The organism is Rhizobium sp. NFR12 (assembly GCF_900108545.1).
GTDB lineage: Bacteria > Pseudomonadota > Alphaproteobacteria > Rhizobiales > Rhizobiaceae > Neorhizobium > Neorhizobium soli.
The window spans coordinates 636,619-655,585 of record NZ_FNWM01000001.1 but is presented as its reverse complement, the minus strand read 5'-3'; the positions used below and the strand labels follow the sequence as shown (position 1 = coordinate 655,585).

Genomic DNA, 18,967 nt, shown 5'->3' with positions numbered 1-18,967 from the left:
CTACTTGCTCCCGATCTTGTCGGACTGACCGATCTTGTCGGAGAGCCGGTCCAGCGTGCGCCGCAAGGCCTTCGATTCTTCCTGCTGCGCCTCGATCCAGTCGCGCAGCATCTGCTGCTCGTTGCGCATGTTCTTGACCAGCCCCTGAATGCCTTCGGCAAGGTTTGCCATGGCAGCAAGCGACTTCTCGTTCTGCTGGACATCACCGCTGCCGGTTCTGCCCTGAGCCGCCGCAATCTTGCGCAGCTCGTCGGCAAGCGTCTTGAATTCGCCGGAGGAACCAGCTGAAAGCCCTGCCGCCGCAACCGGCGCGTCCGATCCCGTATCGGTCACCGATGAGAGCCAATTTTCGAGTTCCGTATAGAACCGGTTCTGGGCACGTCCTGCCTGGAGATCGAGGAAGCCGAGGATCAGCGAGCCCGCGAGGCCGAGCAGCGACGAGGAGAACGCCGTGCCCATACCGGCAAGCGGCTGCGCAAGACCGGTCTTGATAGCCGACAGAATGTCGTTGGAGCCGCCGGCGCCCGGATCGAGCGCACCGATGACGTCGCTGATCGAGCCGATCGTGCCGATCAGGCCCCAGAACGTGCCAAGCAGGCCGAGAAACACCAGGAGCCCGATCAGGTAACGGGACGTATCCCGAGATTCGTCGAGGCGGGTGCCGATCGAATCGAGAATGGAGCGCAAGGTTGCGGTCGAAAGCGCCGTCTTGCGGCGACCACCGATCAGCGAGCGCATCGGCGCCAGAAGTTTCGGCTCGCGGCCCACCTTGTCGACGGTGCCGGCAGCGCGGAACGAGTTAAACCAGCGCACTTCCGGAATAAGGCCGATGACCTGCAGGAAAACCAGAACGATACCGATCAACAGGACGCCGAGGATTAGACCGTTCAGACCCGGATTGGTCTGGAACGCTTGTGCGGCCTGGCGGTACAGGATCGAGCAGACAAAACCGACGATGATCAGGAAGATCAGCATCGTCCAGAGGAAGGAAGCCGGGTTGGAAAGCTTTTCGGTAAAACGGCGGCGGTTAGCTTCAGTTTCGTCCAGATCGTCCACTGTCGCATTCGCCATAATAAGCCTCGCCTCTGGGTCGCGTCGCGCGGAGGCTAGAGCAAAATTGCGACGAATTGAAGTGTCGCCACGGTGCAAAGACCGGAACAAGCCGAAGTTTTTTCCTCGCCATTTCAAATGACAAGCAGCACTCCGGCCGTCACCGCATCAGCAATCAGCGCGACGGAACCGGACGATTGGAAACTTCCAGCAGCGCCTTCTGGATCAGCTCGTTGCCGGCAACAATGCTCTTGGTGCCGAACATATCGGTCGAACCCTTGATGTCGCTGACAAAGCCGCCCGCTTCGCGGATGAGAACGAGGCCGGCAGCGATGTCCCACGGCGAAAGACCGATTTCCCAGTGACCGTCGAAGCGACCGGCAGCGACATAGGCAAGATCAAGCGACGCAGCGCCAAGGCGACGAACGCCCGCCACTTCGCCCATCACATGGCGCAGTTCGACCAGGAACTTGCCGTGATCGCCGCGGCCGAGATGCGGCACGCCGCAACCAACCACGCAATCGGACAGGACCCGGCGTGCGGCAACGCGAATGCGACGGTCGTTCAGGAACGCGCCGCCGCCCTTTTCTGCCGTATAGAGTTCGTCGGTGCCCGGGTTGAAGATCACGCCGGCGACGATTTCGCCATTGCGCTCCAGCGCGATCGACACCGCGAACTGCGGAATGCCGTGCAGGAAGTTGGTCGTGCCGTCGAGCGGATCGACGATCCAGCGATGGGCGCCGTCCGTGCCCTTCTCCTCCTGGCTTTCCTCACCGAGGAAGCCGTAGGTCGGGCGCGCCTTCATCAGCTCGTCATGGACGATCTTTTCCGCCTTGAGATCCGCCTGGGTCACGAAATCGCCCGGTCCCTTGACCGACACCTGCAGGTTCTGAACTTCGCCGAAATCCCTGGAGAGCGACTTGCCTGCCTTGAGGGCGGCCTGAACCATGACGTTGAGAAGGGCTGAGCGGGCCATGCGGGAAATCCTGATCGTATGGTCCCGAACATGCATCAGCCGGGACGTGTCTGTGGCGAATTGTCTTGATTGGCCGGTTCAAGACCACAAAACCAAGGGAAATTCAAGTCGAAGCCGACAAACCCCGCGTGAACGGACAAAATGCGACATTGCCCGCCTGCCTGCGATCTGCCAGAACGCCGGCTATCGAGATTTTAGGAGTATCACCGTGAAGATCGCATTGCCATTCGGCATCAGCCTCGGACTTGTGGGCGTGATGACCATGCTGTCGCTGGGTCTGATCTCGGCGCTGCCGGCCGATACCCAGTTGCCGATCCACTTCACCCTGACCGGCACACCGACCAGCACGGCACCGGCCATGATCGCGCTGCTGCTTCTGCCGGCCTGCGCGCTCTTCGTGACAGCCATGTTCGCACTTGGCCCCCGCATGGGCGGCCGTATCAAGGCCTCGCCGGGCATCTACCTGATCGTCTGGCTGGTAACGCTGTTGATCTTGGCGCTTGCCCACGGCTTTATCATCCGCCACGCCCTGTTCACGCTGGCGGCGATGAAGGCAACCGCCTGACCACTCGAACTACTGGCGGTTGACTACTGGCGTCGGAAGCGGTTCGCCGCGTCGATCGCCTGGCGCTGCTGCTCGTCGTTGATACCGAGGTAGAAATCCTCAAGCGCCGCATCCTGCAACCCGGCACGCCTTGAAAGCACATACCACTTGGCGGCCTCGACCGGGTTCGGTCGTGTCCCCAGCGCCTCGATATAGAGATGCGAGAGCTTGTTCTGGGCAACCACATTGCCGCGATGGGCCGCAATCCGCAGCCATTCGAAGCCCTTGTCGTAGTTGCGTTCGCCGCCGACGCCGTTGACGAACCAGATGCCCATGTCGAGTTGCGCCGTGTCGAACCCGGCCTTCGCCGCGCGCTCCAGCCAACGGCGAGCCTCGGCCTTCTTCTCCTCGGGCACGCCCTTCATGTTCACGTAGAGCTGGGCCACCGCATATTGCGCATCCGCCACGCCCTGCTTTGCCGCCCGCTCGTAAAATGGCAACGCCAGCTTGAAACCTTTGTCGCCCGGATTGTCCGACACCAGGATCTGGCCCCAGTTGAACTGCGCCGACGAATTGCCGGCTTCCGCCGCCTTGCGCATATAGTCGTCGGCCTTCTTTTTGTCGGCGGGCACGTAACGGCCGCTCATCAAAAGAAGCGAATACTGGAACATGGCGGCAGGATCGCCGCGCTCGGCAGCCTGCCCGTACCAGAAGGCCGCGGTCTTTGCGTCGCGGTTGATGCCGAGCCCCTTGCTCATCATTTCGGCGACAAGCGTCTGCGACGCCGCATCGCCGGCCGACGCACGCTTCAGTGCGACATCGAGCGCCTTGACGTACAAGCCGCGCTGGAACGCACCATAGGCCTCGTCGATCGGGCCCGTATAGGGCTTCTCCGGCGGCAGTGGCGGCAAGGTCACGCCCATGCGCTGATAGAGTTCGACACCGGCGGACGGCACGATGCCATCGGGCTGTGCACCGCGTTCGACGCCCATTGCATCCGGCGCGACCGGTCTCGTCACCACTTGACGCGACTGCGCCGCCGTCGGCCCCTCCTGCTCCACCGCACCGGGTTGCTGCACCTGCGCAATTGCCGGATGCGGCAAGACGGCCGACGCCGAAAGGCTGGCGGCAAGCATCAGGACGGTGGATGAGGCGCGACGAATCGATGGCATGGAGACCATCAAGCCTCAAACCGTGGCGCTTTTTCGTCCAGATCGGCGTTGACCAGTCGAACTGCTTCCTGCGGTCCTTCGGGATGATCGAAGACAGCCAGTCTCAAAGCCACGAATTCCGCTCCGTTTTCGGCAACCTCGAGCGCCGAGGAAATGTCCGTGCCGCCCATGGCGATGCAGGGAATTTCCACCATCGAAGCCCACCATTCCGCAAGCGCGACGTTCTTCGGATGCGCCTCCGGCTTGATGTCGCCATCGAGCTTGCCGAAGAAAATATAGTCGGGGCGGCGCTCGCCCACTTCGAGCGCCGTGTGACGCTCGGATGCACCACCGGCGCCGACGATCATCTTCGGGCTGAATTTCTCGATCGTTTCTTCCAGCTCTTCCATCGAACCGGCCATATGCAGGCCATCTGCCTTGACGCGACCTGCGACGCGGCTGTCTCCGGCGATCAGCGCTGCGGCACCCGCAGCCTGGATCATCGGCACCATGAGTTCGGCGCGGTCCTGGAACGCGGTATCGTCTTCATCGTATTGCGGCAGGATCACCGAGGCGACATCGCCGCCCGCAAGCGCCTTCTCCAACCGGTCCGCCTGCGCTTTCGCATCCGCATCCTGCGGCACGATCAGCACCAGACGGCAACGCTCTTCCTGTTTCTTCATGTTTCTTCCCATGCAGCGAACCGCAACCCGGCGATCCGCACTCGTTTTCTCTTGAATGATTCGATAGACCGGAAGGATTGCGCAATCAACCGCTCATCCCATCTGCCCGCCTCAACGGTGCAAGCCTGAAGTGCCCATGCCAGACATATTTTCCTCCGATACGCTCAGCCTCGCCTTCTTTGCAGCAGCGGTGCCCGCCGTGATGCTGGTCGGGCTTTCCAAGGGCGGCATTGGCGGCGCGATCGGCCTGATGGGCATGCCGCTGATGTCGCTTGCCGTCGACCCGGTCAAAGCGGCGGCGATCTTCCTGCCGATCCTGATCCTGATGGATATCGTGGCGCTTTGGTCCTGGCGCCATTTCAACGACAGTAAAACCCTGCTGATGATCCTGCCGGGCGGTGTCATCGGCATCGCGCTCGGCTGGGCAACATCGGCCTATGTCTCCGACGACGCATTGCGGATCGTCATTGCGGCAGCAACCATCTTCTTCGCCCTCCGCTACTTCTGGCAGGTCTACGGCCCGGATAAGAACCGTCCGGCCGCCGCACTGCCGCATCGTCCGGCGGCCGCCACGTTCTGGGGCGCGCTGTCGGGCTATGCCAGTTTCGTGGCGCATGCCGGAGGCCCGCCCTTCCAGATCTACGTTCTGCCGATGAAGCTGGATCCGAAGAAATACACCGGGGCCAGCATCCGCTTCTTCGCCATCGTCAACGCCGTCAAGATCATCCCCTATTTCCTTCTTGGCGCATTGGGGGCCGAAAACCTGACGATCTCGGCGACATTGCTGCCGGCAGCCCTGGTCTCGACCATGCTCGGTGCCGCGATCGTCAAGCATCTGAAGTCGGAAGTGTTCTATCCGATGACCTACGCGCTCGCGCTCGTTGCCGGCGTAAAGCTTCTGTGGGACGGCCTGCCGATCTGACCGGTCCATCCGAACATCATAAAAAACCCAATTACAATAAGGCCTTCCGCCGGTCGCGAGACACGAAAACGGTTGCTGCTTCGTCAAGTTATGCTTAGCTTCAAACTATGACACTCGATCCGTTTTCAGCCATTGCCGACCCGAACCGGCGCCATCTCCTCGAAGAGCTGAGACGCGCGCCGAAAACCGTGAATGAACTTGCACAAGGGCTGCCGATCAGCAGGCCGGCCGTCTCGCAGCATCTGAAAGCACTGCTGGACAGCGATCTCGTCACTGTCACACCAGAGGGAACGCGGCGCATCTATGCCGTGAACGGCAGCGGCTTCACCCGGCTCAACCTGTGGCTCGACCAGTTCTGGACGTGAATTCTGGCCGCGACTGTGACGTTACGACCAGAACTGTTGCTTTTAGTCTTGGAATTTATCGTGCCGCTGTGGGCACCCTCTCACGAATGTACGTGAGGCGCGTGGCGCTTTTGATCGCCTAATGACGGGTGTCGGTCTTTAACCGCTCCACCTCGTCTTTGATGCGCAGCTTGCGGCGCTTGAGCTCTGCGATCTCACGATCGTCGGCGGATGGAGATGCGAGAACGGACTGGAGTTCCTCTTCGAGGTCGCCGTGCTTCTTTTCAAGCGATGCGATATGCGCCTGGACGGTCATGTGGCATGTTCCTTCCTTAGGTACCTGCCTTGGCACTCCTCTGAGCCAAGGCTTCAGGTTTGCAACAGAAGTGTGACACGGTTGGTCCGCTTTGTCGAAGGAGAAATCATGGTCTCTCAGCGGCAAATTCGTGGCGTCGGCTAACTTCCAGTTAACGCGGTTTGATGGTAGGAGCTTGCGGATGAAGCCGGGGTTTGCAAAAAGCCGGCGTAAAGAATGGGGACTGAGCATGCGTGATCAGGAACAGGCGGATAACCGGCTGGTACTCGCGAAACTTCGCCAGGAACACGAAGATTACGACGCCGCGATCAATGCCATGATCAAGGTCGGCTGTGAGGCTCTTCGCATCCAGCGCATGAAGAAGAAGAAGCTGGCCATCAAGGACCGGATGACCCAGATCGAAGACCAGATCATTCCCGACATCATCGCTTGAGTTCACCTTAAAGGGCCTGGAATGTCAGAAAGACCCGCAGTCGCCATCATCATGGGCAGCCAGTCCGACTGGGAGACCATGAAGAACGCCGCCGACACGCTTGATACGCTCGACATCGGTTACGAAGCACGGATCGTCTCGGCACACCGCACGCCGGACCGGATGTACGAATTCGCCAAGAGCGCCCGCGACGAGGGCTTCAAGGTCATCATCGCCGGTGCCGGCGGCGCTGCCCACCTGCCGGGCATGACGGCGGCCCTGACGCCGCTTCCGGTGTTCGGCGTGCCCGTCCAGTCGAAAACGATGAGCGGCACCGACAGCCTCTACTCGATCGTCCAGATGCCGGCCGGAATTCCCGTCGGCACGCTGGCCATCGGCCGTGCCGGCGCGATCAATGCCGCCCTTCTTGCTGCAGCGGTGCTTGCCCTTTCCGACGATGACCTCGCCGACCGGCTCGACGCCTATCGCGCGCACCACACCGCATCGGTCGCCGAATATCCCATCGACGAAGCACCCTGAGAAACATCATGACGATCCGCACCATCGGCATAATCGGCGGCGGCCAGCTCGGCCGCATGCTGGCGATCGCTGCCGCACGCCTGAACTACCGCATCATCATCCTTGAGCCGCAGGCCGACTGCCCGGCCGCCCAGGTCGCGAACGAACAGATCACGGCGGCCTACGACGACAGGACGGCGCTGGCCGATCTCGCCAGCCGCTGCGACGTCGTGACCTACGAATTCGAAAACGTACCGGTCGAGGCAGCTGAGTTCCTGCAGCAGTCGGTTCCAGTCTACCCGCCGGCCAAGGCCCTGGAAGTGGCGCAGGACAGGATTGTTGAAAAGCAGTTCCTCAACGGCTGCGGCATCGAGACCGCAAGGTTTCATTCCGTCGACAGCCAGTCCGATCTCGAAGCAGCGCTTGCAGACTTCGGCGGCAAGGGTGTCTTGAAGACCCGCCGCATGGGCTACGACGGCAAGGGCCAGCGCGTGTTCCGCTCCAGCGACGACAAGGCCGATGGCGCCTATGCGGACCTCGGCTCGGTGCCGATGGTTCTCGAAAGCTTCGTGCCCTTCGAGCGCGAAATCTCGATCATCGCCGCGCGTGCCAAGGATGGCACGGTCTCCTGCTACGATCCGGCCGAGAACATCCACCGCAACGGCATCCTTCATACCTCCACCCTGCCCGCGACCATTCCAGACACGACCGCGCAGACCGCGCGCAGTGCCGCCGAAAAGCTCCTCGCTGCCCTCGACTATGTCGGCGTGATCGGCATGGAATTCTTTGTGATGGCCGATGGCACCCTGATTGCCAACGAGATCGCACCGCGCGTGCACAATTCCGGCCATTGGACAGAGGCTGCCTGCGTGGTCTCGCAGTTCGAGCAGCATATCCGCGCGGTGGCCGGCGCAAGCCTCGGCGATCCGCGCCGTCATTCCGATTGCGTGATGACCAACCTGATCGGCGACGACATCCTCGACGTTCCCGGCTGGCTCGCCAGGACCGACGTGCTGGTCCACCTCTACGGCAAGACGGAATCCCGTCCGGGCCGGAAAATGGGCCATGTCACGGAGCTGAAGGGGCGGAAAACCCGGTCATAAAGTGCGTCACAAGGTTGACACGCATCCAGCCACGGGTTATCTGCACGCCAACCTGAGCGCGCCCCTCGTCGACAGATAGGCGGCACGCTTTCGATTGATAGAGACAAGCGGCTCTTTGAGCCCACAGACTTCTGGACCAGTACAATGAAGATCAAGAACTCGCTCAAGGCGCTGAAGGCTCGTCATCGCGATAACCGTCTGGTTCGCCGCAAGGGCCGCGTTTACATCATCAACAAGCAGAACCCGCGCTTCAAGGCCCGCCAGGGCTGATTTGCGCTGATATCGACGTTTTGTCCGGGCACGCCTGAGACGATCAAATTGTCGGTAGCGTGAAATTTCGGGTTTGACCTTCGGCGCATGCGGATTACTTTATCCGCATGCGCTATTTTCGTTCAAGCTTCGTGATCCTTGCTGTGTGTGTTGCGGTGCCTGCCTTTGCGCAGACGCTGCCCCAGCCCATGTCGCCATCCCAACCGATGCCTCCCGCTCCACCGCTGGAAAGTCCGGCGCAGGGAGGTACGCAGGCAGCACCGAATGCCGGCCAGCCTATCAACGCCAGGGTCGACCCACTATTTGTGGCACTGAAACGTGAGCGCAATCCGGAAAAGGCGCGCGGCATCGCCACGCAGATCGCCATGAACATGGGTGAGTCGGGAAGTCCCACCGTCAATCTCCTGATGGGCTGGGCGGCCACAGCCGCCAAGGAAAAGCGCAACGCCGCCGCCCTCGACTTCCTCGACCGCGTCACTCTCATCGATCCCGCCTATGTCGAAGGCTGGAACCGCCGCGCCACAATGCATTACGCGATGGGCGACCAGCGCAAGGCGATGGCCGATATTGCCGAAGTGCTGAAACGCGAGCCTCGCCATTTCGGCGCGCTTGCCGGTCTTGCCGGTATCCTCACCGAAGCCGGACGGGACAGCCAGGCGCTGAATGCGTGGGAGCGTTATCTCGACATCTACCCCGCCGATCGCGAGGCGCAGGAGGCTGTGACCAAGCTATCTGAAAAGATCGCCGGCAACCGAACCTGATGGGCCGCCATGGGGATTGTACCTCTTATCTTGTCTCTCATCGCATTCGGCTTCGGCTTCACGGCCTGGAAGGCGAAAGCGATCGAGGCCAACCTGCCGAACGACGGTGAACTCACCGATCTCGGCGATATCCGTATCAACGCCCTTCATGTCGCTGCCCCAGCCGAGGGCGACCTTCCCCCCATCGTCTTCATCCACGGCGCCAGCGGCAATCTGAAGGACCAGGAAGCAGCGTTCCGCAGGCCGCTTGAAGGGCGCGCCGAAATGCTGTTCGTCGACCGTCCCGGTCACGGTTATTCCGAGCGTGGCGGAGACGAGAACGGTTTCCCGGATGGTCAGGCCGACACGATTGCTCGCCTCATGGATCGCTACGGCATCGAGAAGGCGATCATCGTCGGCCATTCCTTCGGGGGTGCGATCGCCACATCCTTCGCGCTCTACCATCCGGAAAAGACGGCAGGCCTGCTTCTTCTCGCGCCCGCCACCCATCCCTGGCCGGGCGGCGTCGACTGGTACTACAATCTCGCAGCCCGCCCTTATCTCGGACGCCTGTTTACTCGCTTCCTGGCGCTGCCTGCCGGGCTGGTGCTGATGGAGAAGGCAACCCATGCCGTCTTCCATCCCAACCCCCGTCCGGACCGCTATCTGGACGGCGGCGCCACCGCACTGGTGTTGCGGCCCGAGAACTTCCGCAACAACGCGATCGACGTCGCCAATCTCAACGACTACGTCACCAGGGTCGCACCGCGCTACAGCGAGATCACCGCACCGACGCTGATAATCAACGGCGACAGCGACAAGATCGTCTCGATGGATATCCATGCGAAGGCGCTGACGGCCGCCGTCGCCGGTGCCGAACTGGTCGTCATCCGCGGCCTCGGCCACAAGCCGGATTACCTCGCGACCGATCTCGCCATAGCCGGGATCGAAAAGCTCGCAGGCCACCACCGCGACCTGCAGTCCGTTGCCCGCAGGGTCGAGGCGCGACTGGCGCAGGTGGTCGACGAGCCCATGCCGGACATGGATTTCTCGATCGAGAAGACCTGAAACGACAAAGGCCGCCGGATCACTCCGACGGCCTTTCATATTTCGCACTGTTGAAAGCGGGTTTACACCCCACTCTGTCCATCTGCGCCGATATAGGCGATGCGCAGCATGTTGGTGGCGCCCGGTGTGCCCAGTGGCACGCCGGCCGAGATAATGATCCGGTCGCCTGGCTTGCCGAAGCCTTCGGAGGCGACGATGCGGCAGGCGTTGTTGACCATGTCGTCGAGGTCAGTCGCGTCGTGGGTGACGACGCAGTGCATGCCCCAGCCGATCGACAGTCGACGCGCGGTCTTGACGCTCGGCGACAGTGCCAGGATCGGAACGTTCGGACGCTCGCGCGAAGCGCGAAGGCCTGTTGTGCCCGACGATGTGTAGGTAACGATCACGGCAAGCCGCAGCGTCTCTGCAATCTGGCGGGCAGCAAGCGAGATTGCGTCGGCACCGGTTGCTTCCGGCGTCGCGCGCTGCGCATAGATGATGCTCGGATAAAGCGGATCGTCTTCCACCTTGCGGGCAATCGACGCCATCATCGAAACGGCTTCGACCGGATACTGACCGGACGCCGATTCGGCCGACAGCATGATCGCATCGGCACCTTCGAACACGGCAATCGAGACGTCGGAAACTTCGGCGCGGGTCGGAACCGGCGCGCTGATCATCGATTCCAGCATCTGCGTCGCGACCACGACCGGCTTGCCGGCGCGGCGACATGCGCGCGTCAGCTGCTTCTGAATGCCGGGAACAGCCTCGATCGGCATTTCGACGCCAAGATCGCCACGGGCCACCATGACGGCGTCGGAGAGATCGATGATCTCGTCGATCCGCTCGAGTGCCTGCGGCTTTTCGATCTTAGACATGATGCCGACGCGGCCGCGGGCAATCTTGCGAACTTCTGCGAGATCTTCCGGTCGCTGAACGAAGGACAAAGCGACCCAGTCGACGTCGTCGGTCTCAAGCACGGCATCGAGATCGGCGCGGTCCTTGTCGGTGAGCACGCCGACGGCGAGCAGCGTATCGGGAAGGCTCACACCCTTGCGGTCGGAAATGCCGGTGCCGGCCACGACGGTGCAGGTGATCGACGTGCCGTCAACCTTTTCGGCCCGCAGCGCCAGCTTGCCGTCATCGATCAGCAGGCGATCGCCGACCTTCACCGATTCGAGAATTTCGGGATGCGGCAGGAAGACTCGGTTCTCGTCGCCGGGAGCCTCGTTATTGTCGAGTGTAAACGTCTGGCCTGGGACCAGCGTCACCTTGGTATCGGCAAACTTGCCGACGCGCAGTTTCGGACCCTGGAGGTCGGCGAGGATGCCGATCGGGCGACCGGATTTCTTTTCGACGGAGCGAATACGCTCGATCAGCGTCCGCATCATCTCATGGCTCGAATGGCTCATGTTGATGCGGAAAAGATCCGCGCCTGCCTCGTGCAGCTTGGCAATCATTTCCTCGTCGGAGGATGCCGGGCCGAGTGTGGCAAGGATCTTAACTTTGCGGTATCGCCTCATCAATTCTGGCCTTCCTGGGATCCGGACGTGTCTGAAAGCTGGACCATCCAGCTGCCCTGACGGCCCGTGTCATATTCCTTGAAACCCATGCGCTGGAAGCCACGGGTGAAGCAGTCGTCGACGCCGACGACCTTGAACTCGTTCTCGGCGACGCACATGTTGACGCCGCCGGTCCAGCGGCCGCCGCGGGCCGCGTCCTCGGCATAGAGATAATAATAGCGGGACTGCAGCTCGCCTTCGATCAGCGTCGCGCAGGTTGATGCGGGTACCTGCCACCAGCCTTCGGTGTTCCAGCCATCCTTGGCACGGTAGCCGATCGCCACGCCGACGAGGTTCTGGGTTCCGTTGCAGACGCGGAAATCCGCAAGTGCCGGAGACGCCATCAACAGCGGCGCACTGACGCAGAGCGCGGATGCCACGGCAGGCACAGAAAACAGGGCGGAAAGATATGTTCTAAGGGATTTTTTCGACACGGTTTCCGTCAGGACTCCATGGTTATTCGTGATGCACTTTCTCGCGCGGCAGGGTTTGAAAGTCAACGCAATCTAATCGATTATATTCTGAACGCCCGCCGGGGGCCGCTTGCCTTGTCCGCGGCGACCATGGCAGGAAACGGCCGAGATATCACCGGGACAGGCTGCGCAAAACAATGGTACAAGCCCCGATGGACACAGACGACTTCCAACCGTTCGAAATCATAGACGGCGATTATGACGGCGGGATGGTTCTTCTCGCCGACCACGCGATGAACCGCCTGCCCGCCCGCTACGGCGATCTTGGCCTGCCAGAAGACGCATTCCGGCGCCACATCGCCTTCGATATCGGCATCGAGGGACTGACCCGCCGGCTGGCCGACATTCTGGACGTGCCGGCCGTGCTCGGCTGCTTTTCCCGCCTGCTGATCGATCCGAACCGCGGCGAAGACGATCCGACGCTGATCATGAAGATCTCCGACGGCGCCATCGTTTCCGGCAATCACCCGATCACCCAGGAAGAATGGGATTTTCGGCTTGCTACCTACCACCGGCCCTATCACCGCGCCGTCGAGCAGACGATTGCAAGAGCCAGCGCGTCCGGCCGGGCACCGCTTGTACTGTCGCTGCATTCCTTCACGCCGTACTGGCGCGAAACGCCGCGGCCCTGGCATGCGGGCGTGCTGTGGGATACCGACGATCGTGTCGTGGTGCCGCTGATCGAGCAGCTTCGCCTTCCCGGCGATATCGTCGTCGGCGACAACGAACCCTATGACGGCGCCTTGAAGGGCGACACGATGTACCGGCACTGCATGATCCCCGGCATTCCCCACACCCTGCTCGAAGTGCGCCAGGACCTTATCGGCGACGAGCAAGGCATCGAGGACTGGGCACAAAGACTGGCGCCGATCTTCACGACGCTCAATGCCGACCCCACATTGCATGCGTATCAAATCTTTCCGTCGCGCACCGGCCCCTACCCCGCGTGAGCGTTCAGACAAAGGAGGTCACGATGACCGAACTTTCCAAGGAACAGCAGACCGAGCTCGAGGCTGCAGCCTTCCGTCGCCTCGTGTCACATCTGCGCGAGCGGACCGACGTCCAGAACATCGATCTGATGAACATGGCCGGCTTCTGCCGAAACTGCCTGTCCAACTGGTACAAGGACGCAGCCGACGAGGCAGGCCTTGCGCTCACGAAGGATGCATCCCGCGAGATCGTCTATGGCATGCCCTACGAGGACTGGAAAAATCTGCACCAGGCAGAATCCACAGGCGCTCAAAAAGCCGCATTCGAGGGCAACAAGCCGACCCATGGCTGAAGCCCACGGACAAGGCCCGCGTATTTGGGCCTTGACCTTGCCGCCGCTTTTCGGCAGGTGACAGCCAATCAACACAGATCAAGATCAGGAGGCCCCGATGTCTGATGCCCATGGCGTCGCCCGCGACCAGCTCCGCGCATTTATCGAGCGTATCGAGCGACTGGAAGAAGAGAAGAAGACCATCGCCGACGACATCAAGGATGTCTATGGCGAGGCCAAGGGCATGGGCTACGATACCAAGATCATGAAAAAGGTCATCGCCCTTCGCAAGAAGGACGATCAGGAGCGGATGGAAGAGGACCTCATCCTCGATACCTATCTGGCCGCCCTCGGCATGATCGAAAGCCCGGCCGAACAGGACGCAGCTTAAACAATTTCGAAGACGACAAGGAACCCGCCGGCCACGGCGGGTTTTTTCATGGGCGCAAGCATCGCATCTTCCTCAGAGACGCTCGGAATCGGTCATGGATTATGATGTCATCGTCGTCGGCGCCGGCTTTACCGGTCTGACTGCTGCAACGCAGCTGATGAAAGCGGGCGTGAACGTTGTTCTGCTCGAAGCGCAGGAGCGCGTCGGCGGGCGCGTCGAGGCGCAGGTTTTTGAGGATGGCACGGCCGTCGATGCAGGCGGACAGTTTTTTTGCCGCGACATGCCGGAAGTGGTCTCATTGGCAAGAGAGTTCGGCAGGACCTTTGTGAAGACCTATGCCGAGGGCGACACCACATACCTTCCCGAAGTCCCCCGCGGGCGGGCAGAAGCGATCTGGAACGGCGTCGATGCACTGCGCGAGACGATGATCGCGAGCGATCTTTCCGATCCGGCGCTCAGAACGCTGACGGCTTACGACTGGGCGCAGAGACAGCCGGTCTTGGACGATATACGGCAGGGGTTTCTGCGCATGGTGACCGGCCTCTGGTGCCGCGCGCCGCAGGAGATTGCCTTCACCTATCTCGCGGCAAACGACAGACGCATCACCAACACCACGTCCGAACTCGAGTTGTTTCTCGCCGGCACGATGCATGCGCTGGCCGACGATCTGGCGGAAACACTCGGCGATCGGCTAAGGCTTGGCATGCCTGTCACTGAGCTTGCCATTTCCGGTGGCGGCGTCACGGTGATGACCGGCACGGGAAAAATGACGGCAGCGCAGGTCGTGCTCGCCGTGCCGCCCATCATGGCGCGCCGCCTGTCCTACGCCCCAGCACTCCCGCCGCATCTAACAAGAGCACTGGATGCGTGGAGCCCTGGCATGGTCATCAAGCTCAACATCCGCTTTGAGCGACCCTTCTGGCGAGACCGGGATCTTAGCGGCATGACCATGTGGAATGATCCGCAAGGCCTGTTTGCCTGCGACGCCAGTCGCGACGGTTACGCCGGACTGATCGTCTTCGTTAGCGGACCTTTGGCGGCGACGTGGCACGACAAGCCCGCCCGTGAGCTTGAAACGTTCGTAATTGAGAAACTGGCGGAGGCGTTGGGCGACGAGGCCAGACACAGTCTGGACATTCGCATGCGTGACTGGGTCGACGACCGCTGGAGCGACGGCGCCTATAGTGACGTGATCACCAGTCTCGACGCTACCGACGCGGAAGCGACCCTGACAACCGGCATGCCGCCGGTACATTTCGCATCGTCGGAACTGTCGCCGTCTTTCCCGGGCTACGTCGAGGGGGCAATCGTCGCCGGCAAACAGGTGGCGGCCAAAGTCCTGAAACTCAGTCCTGGCCGCTGAACCGGTTGGGATCGATGGCGACGGCAGCACTCACAGGCTTGAAGCCGCTGCTTGTGTAACCGGCCGAATAATCACGATCGAGCGTCCGGCTGACCACGCGAGGCGCCTTCATCGAAACCGGGTTCTGACCTTCAGCGCGATTGTTGTTCACTGCCCATTTCGCCACCATGTCACCGGTCAAGCCGTTCTTGCCAGCTTTGGCCTGCCCCTGTGCAGTCGCAGGCTTGCCAGCGCGGCCGCTCTTGGCTGTGCCGTAGCTCGGCATGGTACCCAGCGACGCCGTTGCAGGACGCGGCGCGTCAAACCCGTCGCCGAACTGCATCTGCTTGGCGGACGGCTGGATCACCTTGGGCGAAAGAGCCGCCATCTGGCGCTGCGCAGGCGCGGCCATCGGCACCGGTGCCGACACGGCGACGGCCTGGGCTGGCGCTCTTGCTGGCGCCGCCTGCGGTGCCGGAACAACCGGCGCTTCGACGCTTCGCGACAGCGCTGCCACCAGTTCCGGCGTAAGGCTCTGCTGATCGCTCTGCGGGCGCGATGCAACGAGCGGCGCTGCTGGAGCACCCGGGCGGTGGATCGGAACTGGCACGGAGCCAAGGTTTTCGAATGGCGCCGGCTCTATGGAGGCAGTCAAGACGCTGGTTTCCGCATCACCCTTCAGCCCGCGAGGACCAAGGAGGGTCGGAACCGGAATGGCGTAACCGGACAGATCGGCGAAATTTTCAGCCCGCTGCACATCGGCTGCAGCAGCCGTCTGCATGGCAAGCGCGTCCTGCGCCGCATTGCGGGTCGGCTGATAGAGCGCCGTGGCAAGCCCACCCGGACCCGCGGTGCTGGAATCGGAACGGAAGGCCGGCCGTGACAGCGGCACAGGCGCTGCAATCGCCGGCTCGACCGGCTCAGCAGCAGCAACGAGTGTCGGTGCAGTAGGCGTCGGCGCAGTCGGCGTCGGCGCAACCCGTGCAGTCGCGACCGGTGCCTCTTCGCCATCGTCGGCAGCCGGAGCGGAACGCGGTGCTCCACGGCTGGCGACCATTGGTGCCTTCATGTCTTCGTTGTCTTCGACCTCGTCGGCACCACCGCCGCCAAACAGTGCGGCAAGGAACCCGCGACGCTTGGGTGCTTCGCCGCGGATCGAGCCGCCGGCTGTGCTGGCGATCGCAATCGAGTCAGAACCAACGCGCTTCTTGTAATCGGCGAGAGCGACCTCGTAGCCCGGCAACGGATTGCCGTCAGCCGGGAGATGCAGCGTGTTGCCCTTCGGGAAGATCTGAACCAGTTCCTTGCGGGTCATGCGCGGCCAGGCACGAACGCCGCCAACATCGAGATGCACGAAAGGGGAACCGGAAGTCGGGTAGAAGCCGACGCCGCCCACCTGCATCTGCATGGCGAGCGCCCGCAGGGTCGAGAGCTTCACGCCCGGAATGTAAAAGTCCATCGCCTTGCCGAGCATGTGCTGGCTGTTCTTCGCGACGCCGGTCTTGCGCGAGCGACCGCGCAGCATGCCGTTTGTGGTCGGCGAACGGAAAGCGGAGACGATGTGGATGGAATCGGTGGCGCCGGAGCGCTGGTAGACTTCCCAAACCAGGTCGAACAGGCGCGGATCCATCTTCGTCGGCTGATTCTGGCGCCAGTCGCGGAGGAACTGGTTGAGCTGTGCCAGACCGCGCGGATCGAATCGGCCATTGCGCTTGTAGGTGATGGTGGCCTTCTCGCCGGTGTGGACGAAATAGAGCTTCAGGCTGCGGGTATCGCCAGCGGCCTCTGCCTCGTGCACCGAAGCTGGAAGAATCGTAAATGCGATTGCAGCAAGGGTCGACGCCACGACGAAACGCTTGGCGATCCGCTTGAAGATCGACGATCTGATCCCTGCAAGACGACCAGATCCGGCGCCAACGCGCGCCGCACGGTCATCGTCAGAGCGCACACCCGAAGGCGTTTTCTGAACTTTGAAATACGGCAAAGCGTTCCCCGTCCTGTCGACAACTACCCTCGTCGTCTCATCTGACTGCTAAATGCGGTGACAGCATGGCAAATGTGTCACACAAGCACAAGCACCTCTCGTATAGTCAATGAATTGCTAATGAGAGATTGACAAGGTTAGGGGAAGAGGCTTGCGCGAAGATTATCGTCATAAAAATCCCGATTTCGCGCGGATTCAGGCCGCTTCCTTCAGCGGATCGTCGGGATCGATGCCATAATCCTTGAGTTTTCTGTAGAGAGTCGAGCGTCCGATGCCGAGTTTGCGCGCCACCTGGCTCATCTGTCCGCGATAAAATTTCAGTGCAAAACGGATCAGCTCTTCTTCCACGTCGGCCAGTTTACGCACTTCGCCGGTGTCGTCCGTGCTGACGATGACGTTGTCGGAAGCCGGATAGGCGGCCGCCAGCAGCGCGCGCGGATCGGGCCGCATCGGCTGGGTATGCATGGCGGACCGTACCGGGATCGGGAAGCCACCATCGACAACGGCCTCGTGCCGCAGACGCGGACGCGGATCCATCTCGAGCGATGAAGGCTGCACAGCAGCGCCGGTCGCGGCCAATTCTTCGCTGCGGAATTCCGGCAGCTGAGCTGCAATCTGCGGGAAATCTTCGTCCGTCAGCTTGTCGCCCTGGGTCAGAACCACGGCGCGGAAGATCGCGTTTTCCAGCTGGCGGATATTGCCCGGCCAGTCGTAGGCGGTCAGAAGTGCCATCGCGCTGGCGCTGATCCCGACACTGCGTTCGAGTTTCTGTTCCGCCGAAAAGCGCTCGGCGAAAACTCGGACCAGATGCGGAATGTCTTCCTTGCGGCGACGCAGCGCCGGGATGGTGATGGGGAAGACGTTGAGACGGTAATAGAGGTCCTCGCGGAACCGCCCTGCCCGGACTTCCTCGATCAGGTCCTTGTTGGTCGCCGAAATCAGCCGCACGTTGACCTTCTGGACCTTGCCGGCCCCGACAGTCTCGATTTCGCCCTGCTGCACGGCGCGCAGAAGCTTCACCTGAACTTCAAGCGGAAGATCACCGATCTCGTCCAGGAACAGCGTGCCGCCGTCAGCCTCGACGAACTTGCCCGTGTGCCGCTCGGAGGCGCCGGTAAACGCGCCCTTCTCGTGACCGAACAGGATGCTCTCGACAAGATTGTGCGGGATCGCACCGCAATTGACGGTGATGAACGGCTTTCCTGCGCGGTCGCTCGCGGACTGGATTGCGCGGGCCACCATTTCCTTGCCGACGCCCGATTCGCCTTCGAGCACCACCGGAATGTTGGAATGCGCGGCGCGCTGGGCCAGATCGATGACGCGCAGCATGTCCGGGCTTGCCGAAACGATATCGTTGAAGCCGACGATGCCGGCGCGGCGGCGACCGGTGCGCGACTTGGTTTCCTTCTGGCCAACCTTGAGGGCATTGCCGATCGACGCGCCGATCCGTTCCGGCGAAACCGGCTTGACCACGAAATCGAAGGCACCGGCGCGCATGGCTTCCACCACCGTCTCGATGCCGCCCTGGCCGGTCTGCACGATGACGGGCGTATCGATGCCCATGCTGCGGATGGTTGAAAGAAAGCTCAGCCCGTCCATTTCCGGCATCATCAGGTCGAGCACGATGACATTGACCGGTCCGCTGAGGTTCTGGAGAAAGTCGAGAGCAACGAGGCCGTTCTCGGCGAGATGGGCGACATGTCCGAACCGTTCGACGGCATTCTTCAAGAGGCGGCGCTGGATCGGATCGTCATCTACGACTAGGACATGGGCAATCATGCTCGGCTCCTGCAACGTTCATCGTGCACCCTTGATGGGCTCTTATGCTGCAAGTTGTGTCAGAGAGGCTTGAACATCCCCTTTTGAGAAAAGCTTGC

Annotated in this window: 22 protein-coding genes; 13 read left to right on the top strand and 9 right to left on the bottom strand. The window is 61.7% G+C overall.

Annotation, left to right across the window (positions count from 1 at the left end):
• Both BLW69_RS03055 and BLW69_RS03050 read right to left on the bottom strand, forming a co-directional pair.
• A complete protein-coding gene (locus BLW69_RS03055) occupies positions 1-1,071 on the bottom strand; it encodes a flagellar motor protein MotA (protein WP_092659859.1) in 1,071 nt (356 codons plus the stop codon).
• A gap of 154 nt (positions 1,072-1,225) precedes the next feature.
• Positions 1,226-2,026, bottom strand: coding sequence for an inositol monophosphatase family protein (locus BLW69_RS03050; RefSeq protein ID WP_062461861.1), 801 nt, complete (start codon positions 2,024-2,026; stop codon positions 1,226-1,228).
• A 208-nt stretch (positions 2,027-2,234) separates the two neighbouring features.
• Between BLW69_RS03050 and BLW69_RS03045 the strand changes: the two genes are divergently transcribed.
• The gene (locus BLW69_RS03045; protein ID WP_062460866.1) at positions 2,235-2,591 is read left to right on the top strand and encodes a hypothetical protein; all 357 of its coding nucleotides are present in this window, start codon (positions 2,235-2,237) and stop codon (positions 2,589-2,591) included.
• A 23-nt stretch (positions 2,592-2,614) separates the two neighbouring features.
• Here BLW69_RS03045 and BLW69_RS03040 read toward each other — a convergent pair whose 3' ends face one another.
• Entirely contained in the window at positions 2,615-3,751 is a 1,137-nt protein-coding gene (locus BLW69_RS03040; RefSeq protein ID WP_092659857.1) for a tetratricopeptide repeat protein, read from the bottom strand.
• Positions 3,751-4,404, bottom strand: a complete 654-nt coding sequence (locus BLW69_RS03035) for a thiamine phosphate synthase (protein WP_062460869.1) — start codon at positions 4,402-4,404, stop codon at positions 3,751-3,753. The genes BLW69_RS03040 and BLW69_RS03035 overlap by 1 nt, the downstream gene beginning before the upstream one ends.
• A 136-nt stretch (positions 4,405-4,540) precedes the next feature.
• Between BLW69_RS03035 and BLW69_RS03030 the strand changes: the two genes are divergently transcribed.
• Together BLW69_RS03030 and BLW69_RS03025 are read left to right on the top strand one after the other, a co-directional pair.
• Positions 4,541-5,326, top strand: a complete 786-nt coding sequence (locus BLW69_RS03030) for a sulfite exporter TauE/SafE family protein (RefSeq protein ID WP_092659855.1) — start codon at positions 4,541-4,543, stop codon at positions 5,324-5,326.
• A gap of 107 nt (positions 5,327-5,433) precedes the next feature.
• On the top strand, positions 5,434-5,691 hold the full coding sequence (locus BLW69_RS03025) for an ArsR/SmtB family transcription factor (RefSeq protein ID WP_062460875.1): 258 nt from the start codon (positions 5,434-5,436) through the stop codon (positions 5,689-5,691).
• A gap of 118 nt (positions 5,692-5,809) precedes the next feature.
• Here the strand turns inward: BLW69_RS03025 and BLW69_RS03020 are convergent, their stop codons facing one another.
• Complete coding sequence (locus tag BLW69_RS03020) at positions 5,810-5,986, bottom strand: YdcH family protein (RefSeq protein WP_082471995.1); 177 nt, start codon at positions 5,984-5,986, stop codon at positions 5,810-5,812.
• A 229-nt stretch (positions 5,987-6,215) separates the two neighbouring features.
• On the opposite strand from BLW69_RS03020, the gene BLW69_RS03015 reads away from it, so the two are divergent.
• The 6 genes from BLW69_RS03015 (at position 6,216) to BLW69_RS02990 (ending at position 10,098) form a co-directional block, all read left to right on the top strand.
• The gene (locus BLW69_RS03015) at positions 6,216-6,419 is read left to right on the top strand and encodes a YdcH family protein (RefSeq protein ID WP_062461867.1); all 204 of its coding nucleotides are present in this window, start codon (positions 6,216-6,218) and stop codon (positions 6,417-6,419) included.
• 21 nt (positions 6,420-6,440) lie between these two features.
• Complete coding sequence (purE, locus tag BLW69_RS03010) at positions 6,441-6,938, top strand: 5-(carboxyamino)imidazole ribonucleotide mutase (protein WP_062582383.1); 498 nt, start codon at positions 6,441-6,443, stop codon at positions 6,936-6,938.
• A gap of 8 nt (positions 6,939-6,946) precedes the next feature.
• Positions 6,947-8,020, top strand: coding sequence for a 5-(carboxyamino)imidazole ribonucleotide synthase (locus BLW69_RS03005; protein ID WP_092659853.1), 1,074 nt, complete (start codon positions 6,947-6,949; stop codon positions 8,018-8,020).
• A gap of 144 nt (positions 8,021-8,164) precedes the next feature.
• Positions 8,165-8,290 (top strand): type B 50S ribosomal protein L36, encoded by a 126-nt coding sequence (gene ykgO, locus BLW69_RS03000; RefSeq protein ID WP_003497670.1) that lies wholly within the window; start codon positions 8,165-8,167, stop codon positions 8,288-8,290.
• 107 nt (positions 8,291-8,397) lie between these two features.
• Positions 8,398-9,051 carry a tetratricopeptide repeat protein gene (locus BLW69_RS02995; protein ID WP_092659851.1) on the top strand — a complete coding sequence of 218 codons (654 nt, stop codon included), beginning with the start codon at positions 8,398-8,400 and terminating at the stop codon, positions 9,049-9,051.
• Between the two features lie 9 nt (positions 9,052-9,060).
• Positions 9,061-10,098 (top strand): alpha/beta fold hydrolase, encoded by a 1,038-nt coding sequence (locus BLW69_RS02990; protein ID WP_092659849.1) that lies wholly within the window; start codon positions 9,061-9,063, stop codon positions 10,096-10,098.
• 62 nt (positions 10,099-10,160) lie between these two features.
• Here BLW69_RS02990 and pyk read toward each other — a convergent pair whose 3' ends face one another.
• Complete coding sequence (gene pyk, locus BLW69_RS02985; protein ID WP_062460890.1) at positions 10,161-11,600, bottom strand: pyruvate kinase; 1,440 nt, start codon at positions 11,598-11,600, stop codon at positions 10,161-10,163.
• Entirely contained in the window at positions 11,600-11,983 is a 384-nt protein-coding gene (locus BLW69_RS02980; RefSeq protein ID WP_082472039.1) for a DUF1036 domain-containing protein, read from the bottom strand. The genes pyk and BLW69_RS02980 overlap by 1 nt, the downstream gene beginning before the upstream one ends.
• A 281-nt stretch (positions 11,984-12,264) precedes the next feature.
• Between BLW69_RS02980 and BLW69_RS02975 the strand changes: the two genes are divergently transcribed.
• The 4 genes from BLW69_RS02975 to BLW69_RS02960 all read left to right on the top strand — a co-directional run bounded on the left by BLW69_RS02975 (position 12,265) and on the right by BLW69_RS02960 (position 15,127).
• Positions 12,265-13,062, top strand: coding sequence for an N-formylglutamate amidohydrolase (locus BLW69_RS02975; protein WP_092659847.1), 798 nt, complete (start codon positions 12,265-12,267; stop codon positions 13,060-13,062).
• A 23-nt stretch (positions 13,063-13,085) separates the two neighbouring features.
• Positions 13,086-13,394, top strand: coding sequence for a DUF1244 domain-containing protein (locus tag BLW69_RS02970; protein ID WP_062460896.1), 309 nt, complete (start codon positions 13,086-13,088; stop codon positions 13,392-13,394).
• A 97-nt stretch (positions 13,395-13,491) separates the two neighbouring features.
• Entirely contained in the window at positions 13,492-13,764 is a 273-nt protein-coding gene (locus tag BLW69_RS02965) for a DUF2312 domain-containing protein (RefSeq protein WP_062460899.1), read from the top strand.
• Between the two features lie 94 nt (positions 13,765-13,858).
• Positions 13,859-15,127: a flavin monoamine oxidase family protein gene (locus tag BLW69_RS02960; RefSeq protein WP_092659845.1), complete on the top strand. Its 1,269-nt coding sequence runs from the start codon at positions 13,859-13,861 to the stop codon at positions 15,125-15,127.
• Here BLW69_RS02960 and BLW69_RS02955 read toward each other — a convergent pair.
• A complete protein-coding gene (locus BLW69_RS02955; protein WP_244474091.1) occupies positions 15,111-17,090 on the bottom strand; it encodes a peptidoglycan L,D-endopeptidase MepK in 1,980 nt (659 codons plus the stop codon). The two genes, BLW69_RS02960 and BLW69_RS02955, sit on opposite strands and share 17 nt — an antisense overlap.
• 195 nt (positions 17,091-17,285) lie before the next feature.
• Complete coding sequence (locus BLW69_RS02950) at positions 17,286-18,869, bottom strand: sigma-54-dependent transcriptional regulator (RefSeq protein ID WP_062460905.1); 1,584 nt, start codon at positions 18,867-18,869, stop codon at positions 17,286-17,288.
• Between the last annotated feature and the right edge of the window lie 98 nt (positions 18,870-18,967).

What these genes read in the sequence shown, in the direction of transcription:
- pyk (WP_062460890.1), bottom strand. Translation starts at nt 11,600, where the DNA reads ATGAGGCGATACCGCAAAGTTAAGATCCTTGCCACACTCGGCCCGGCA.
- BLW69_RS02950 (WP_062460905.1), bottom strand. Translation starts at nt 18,869, where the DNA reads ATGATTGCCCATGTCCTAGTCGTAGATGACGATCCGATCCAGCGCCGC.
- ykgO (WP_003497670.1), top strand. Translation starts at nt 8,165, where the DNA reads ATGAAGATCAAGAACTCGCTCAAGGCGCTGAAGGCTCGTCATCGCGAT.
- BLW69_RS03025 (WP_062460875.1), top strand. Translation starts at nt 5,434, where the DNA reads ATGACACTCGATCCGTTTTCAGCCATTGCCGACCCGAACCGGCGCCAT.
- BLW69_RS03015 (WP_062461867.1), top strand. Translation starts at nt 6,216, where the DNA reads ATGCGTGATCAGGAACAGGCGGATAACCGGCTGGTACTCGCGAAACTT.
- BLW69_RS03020 (WP_082471995.1), bottom strand. Translation starts at nt 5,986, where the DNA reads ATGACCGTCCAGGCGCATATCGCATCGCTTGAAAAGAAGCACGGCGAC.
- BLW69_RS03055 (WP_092659859.1), bottom strand. Translation starts at nt 1,071, where the DNA reads ATGGCGAATGCGACAGTGGACGATCTGGACGAAACTGAAGCTAACCGC.
- BLW69_RS03005 (WP_092659853.1), top strand. Translation starts at nt 6,947, where the DNA reads ATGACGATCCGCACCATCGGCATAATCGGCGGCGGCCAGCTCGGCCGC.
- BLW69_RS02970 (WP_062460896.1), top strand. Translation starts at nt 13,086, where the DNA reads ATGACCGAACTTTCCAAGGAACAGCAGACCGAGCTCGAGGCTGCAGCC.
- BLW69_RS02995 (WP_092659851.1), top strand. Translation starts at nt 8,398, where the DNA reads ATGCGCTATTTTCGTTCAAGCTTCGTGATCCTTGCTGTGTGTGTTGCG.
- BLW69_RS02960 (WP_092659845.1), top strand. Translation starts at nt 13,859, where the DNA reads ATGGATTATGATGTCATCGTCGTCGGCGCCGGCTTTACCGGTCTGACT.
- BLW69_RS02965 (WP_062460899.1), top strand. Translation starts at nt 13,492, where the DNA reads ATGTCTGATGCCCATGGCGTCGCCCGCGACCAGCTCCGCGCATTTATC.
- BLW69_RS02990 (WP_092659849.1), top strand. Translation starts at nt 9,061, where the DNA reads ATGGGGATTGTACCTCTTATCTTGTCTCTCATCGCATTCGGCTTCGGC.
- BLW69_RS03040 (WP_092659857.1), bottom strand. Translation starts at nt 3,751, where the DNA reads ATGGTCTCCATGCCATCGATTCGTCGCGCCTCATCCACCGTCCTGATG.
- BLW69_RS03035 (WP_062460869.1), bottom strand. Translation starts at nt 4,404, where the DNA reads ATGAAGAAACAGGAAGAGCGTTGCCGTCTGGTGCTGATCGTGCCGCAG.
- BLW69_RS03050 (WP_062461861.1), bottom strand. Translation starts at nt 2,026, where the DNA reads ATGGCCCGCTCAGCCCTTCTCAACGTCATGGTTCAGGCCGCCCTCAAG.
- BLW69_RS03030 (WP_092659855.1), top strand. Translation starts at nt 4,541, where the DNA reads ATGCCAGACATATTTTCCTCCGATACGCTCAGCCTCGCCTTCTTTGCA.
- BLW69_RS02975 (WP_092659847.1), top strand. Translation starts at nt 12,265, where the DNA reads ATGGACACAGACGACTTCCAACCGTTCGAAATCATAGACGGCGATTAT.
- BLW69_RS02980 (WP_082472039.1), bottom strand. Translation starts at nt 11,983, where the DNA reads ATGGCGTCTCCGGCACTTGCGGATTTCCGCGTCTGCAACGGAACCCAG.
- purE (WP_062582383.1), top strand. Translation starts at nt 6,441, where the DNA reads ATGTCAGAAAGACCCGCAGTCGCCATCATCATGGGCAGCCAGTCCGAC.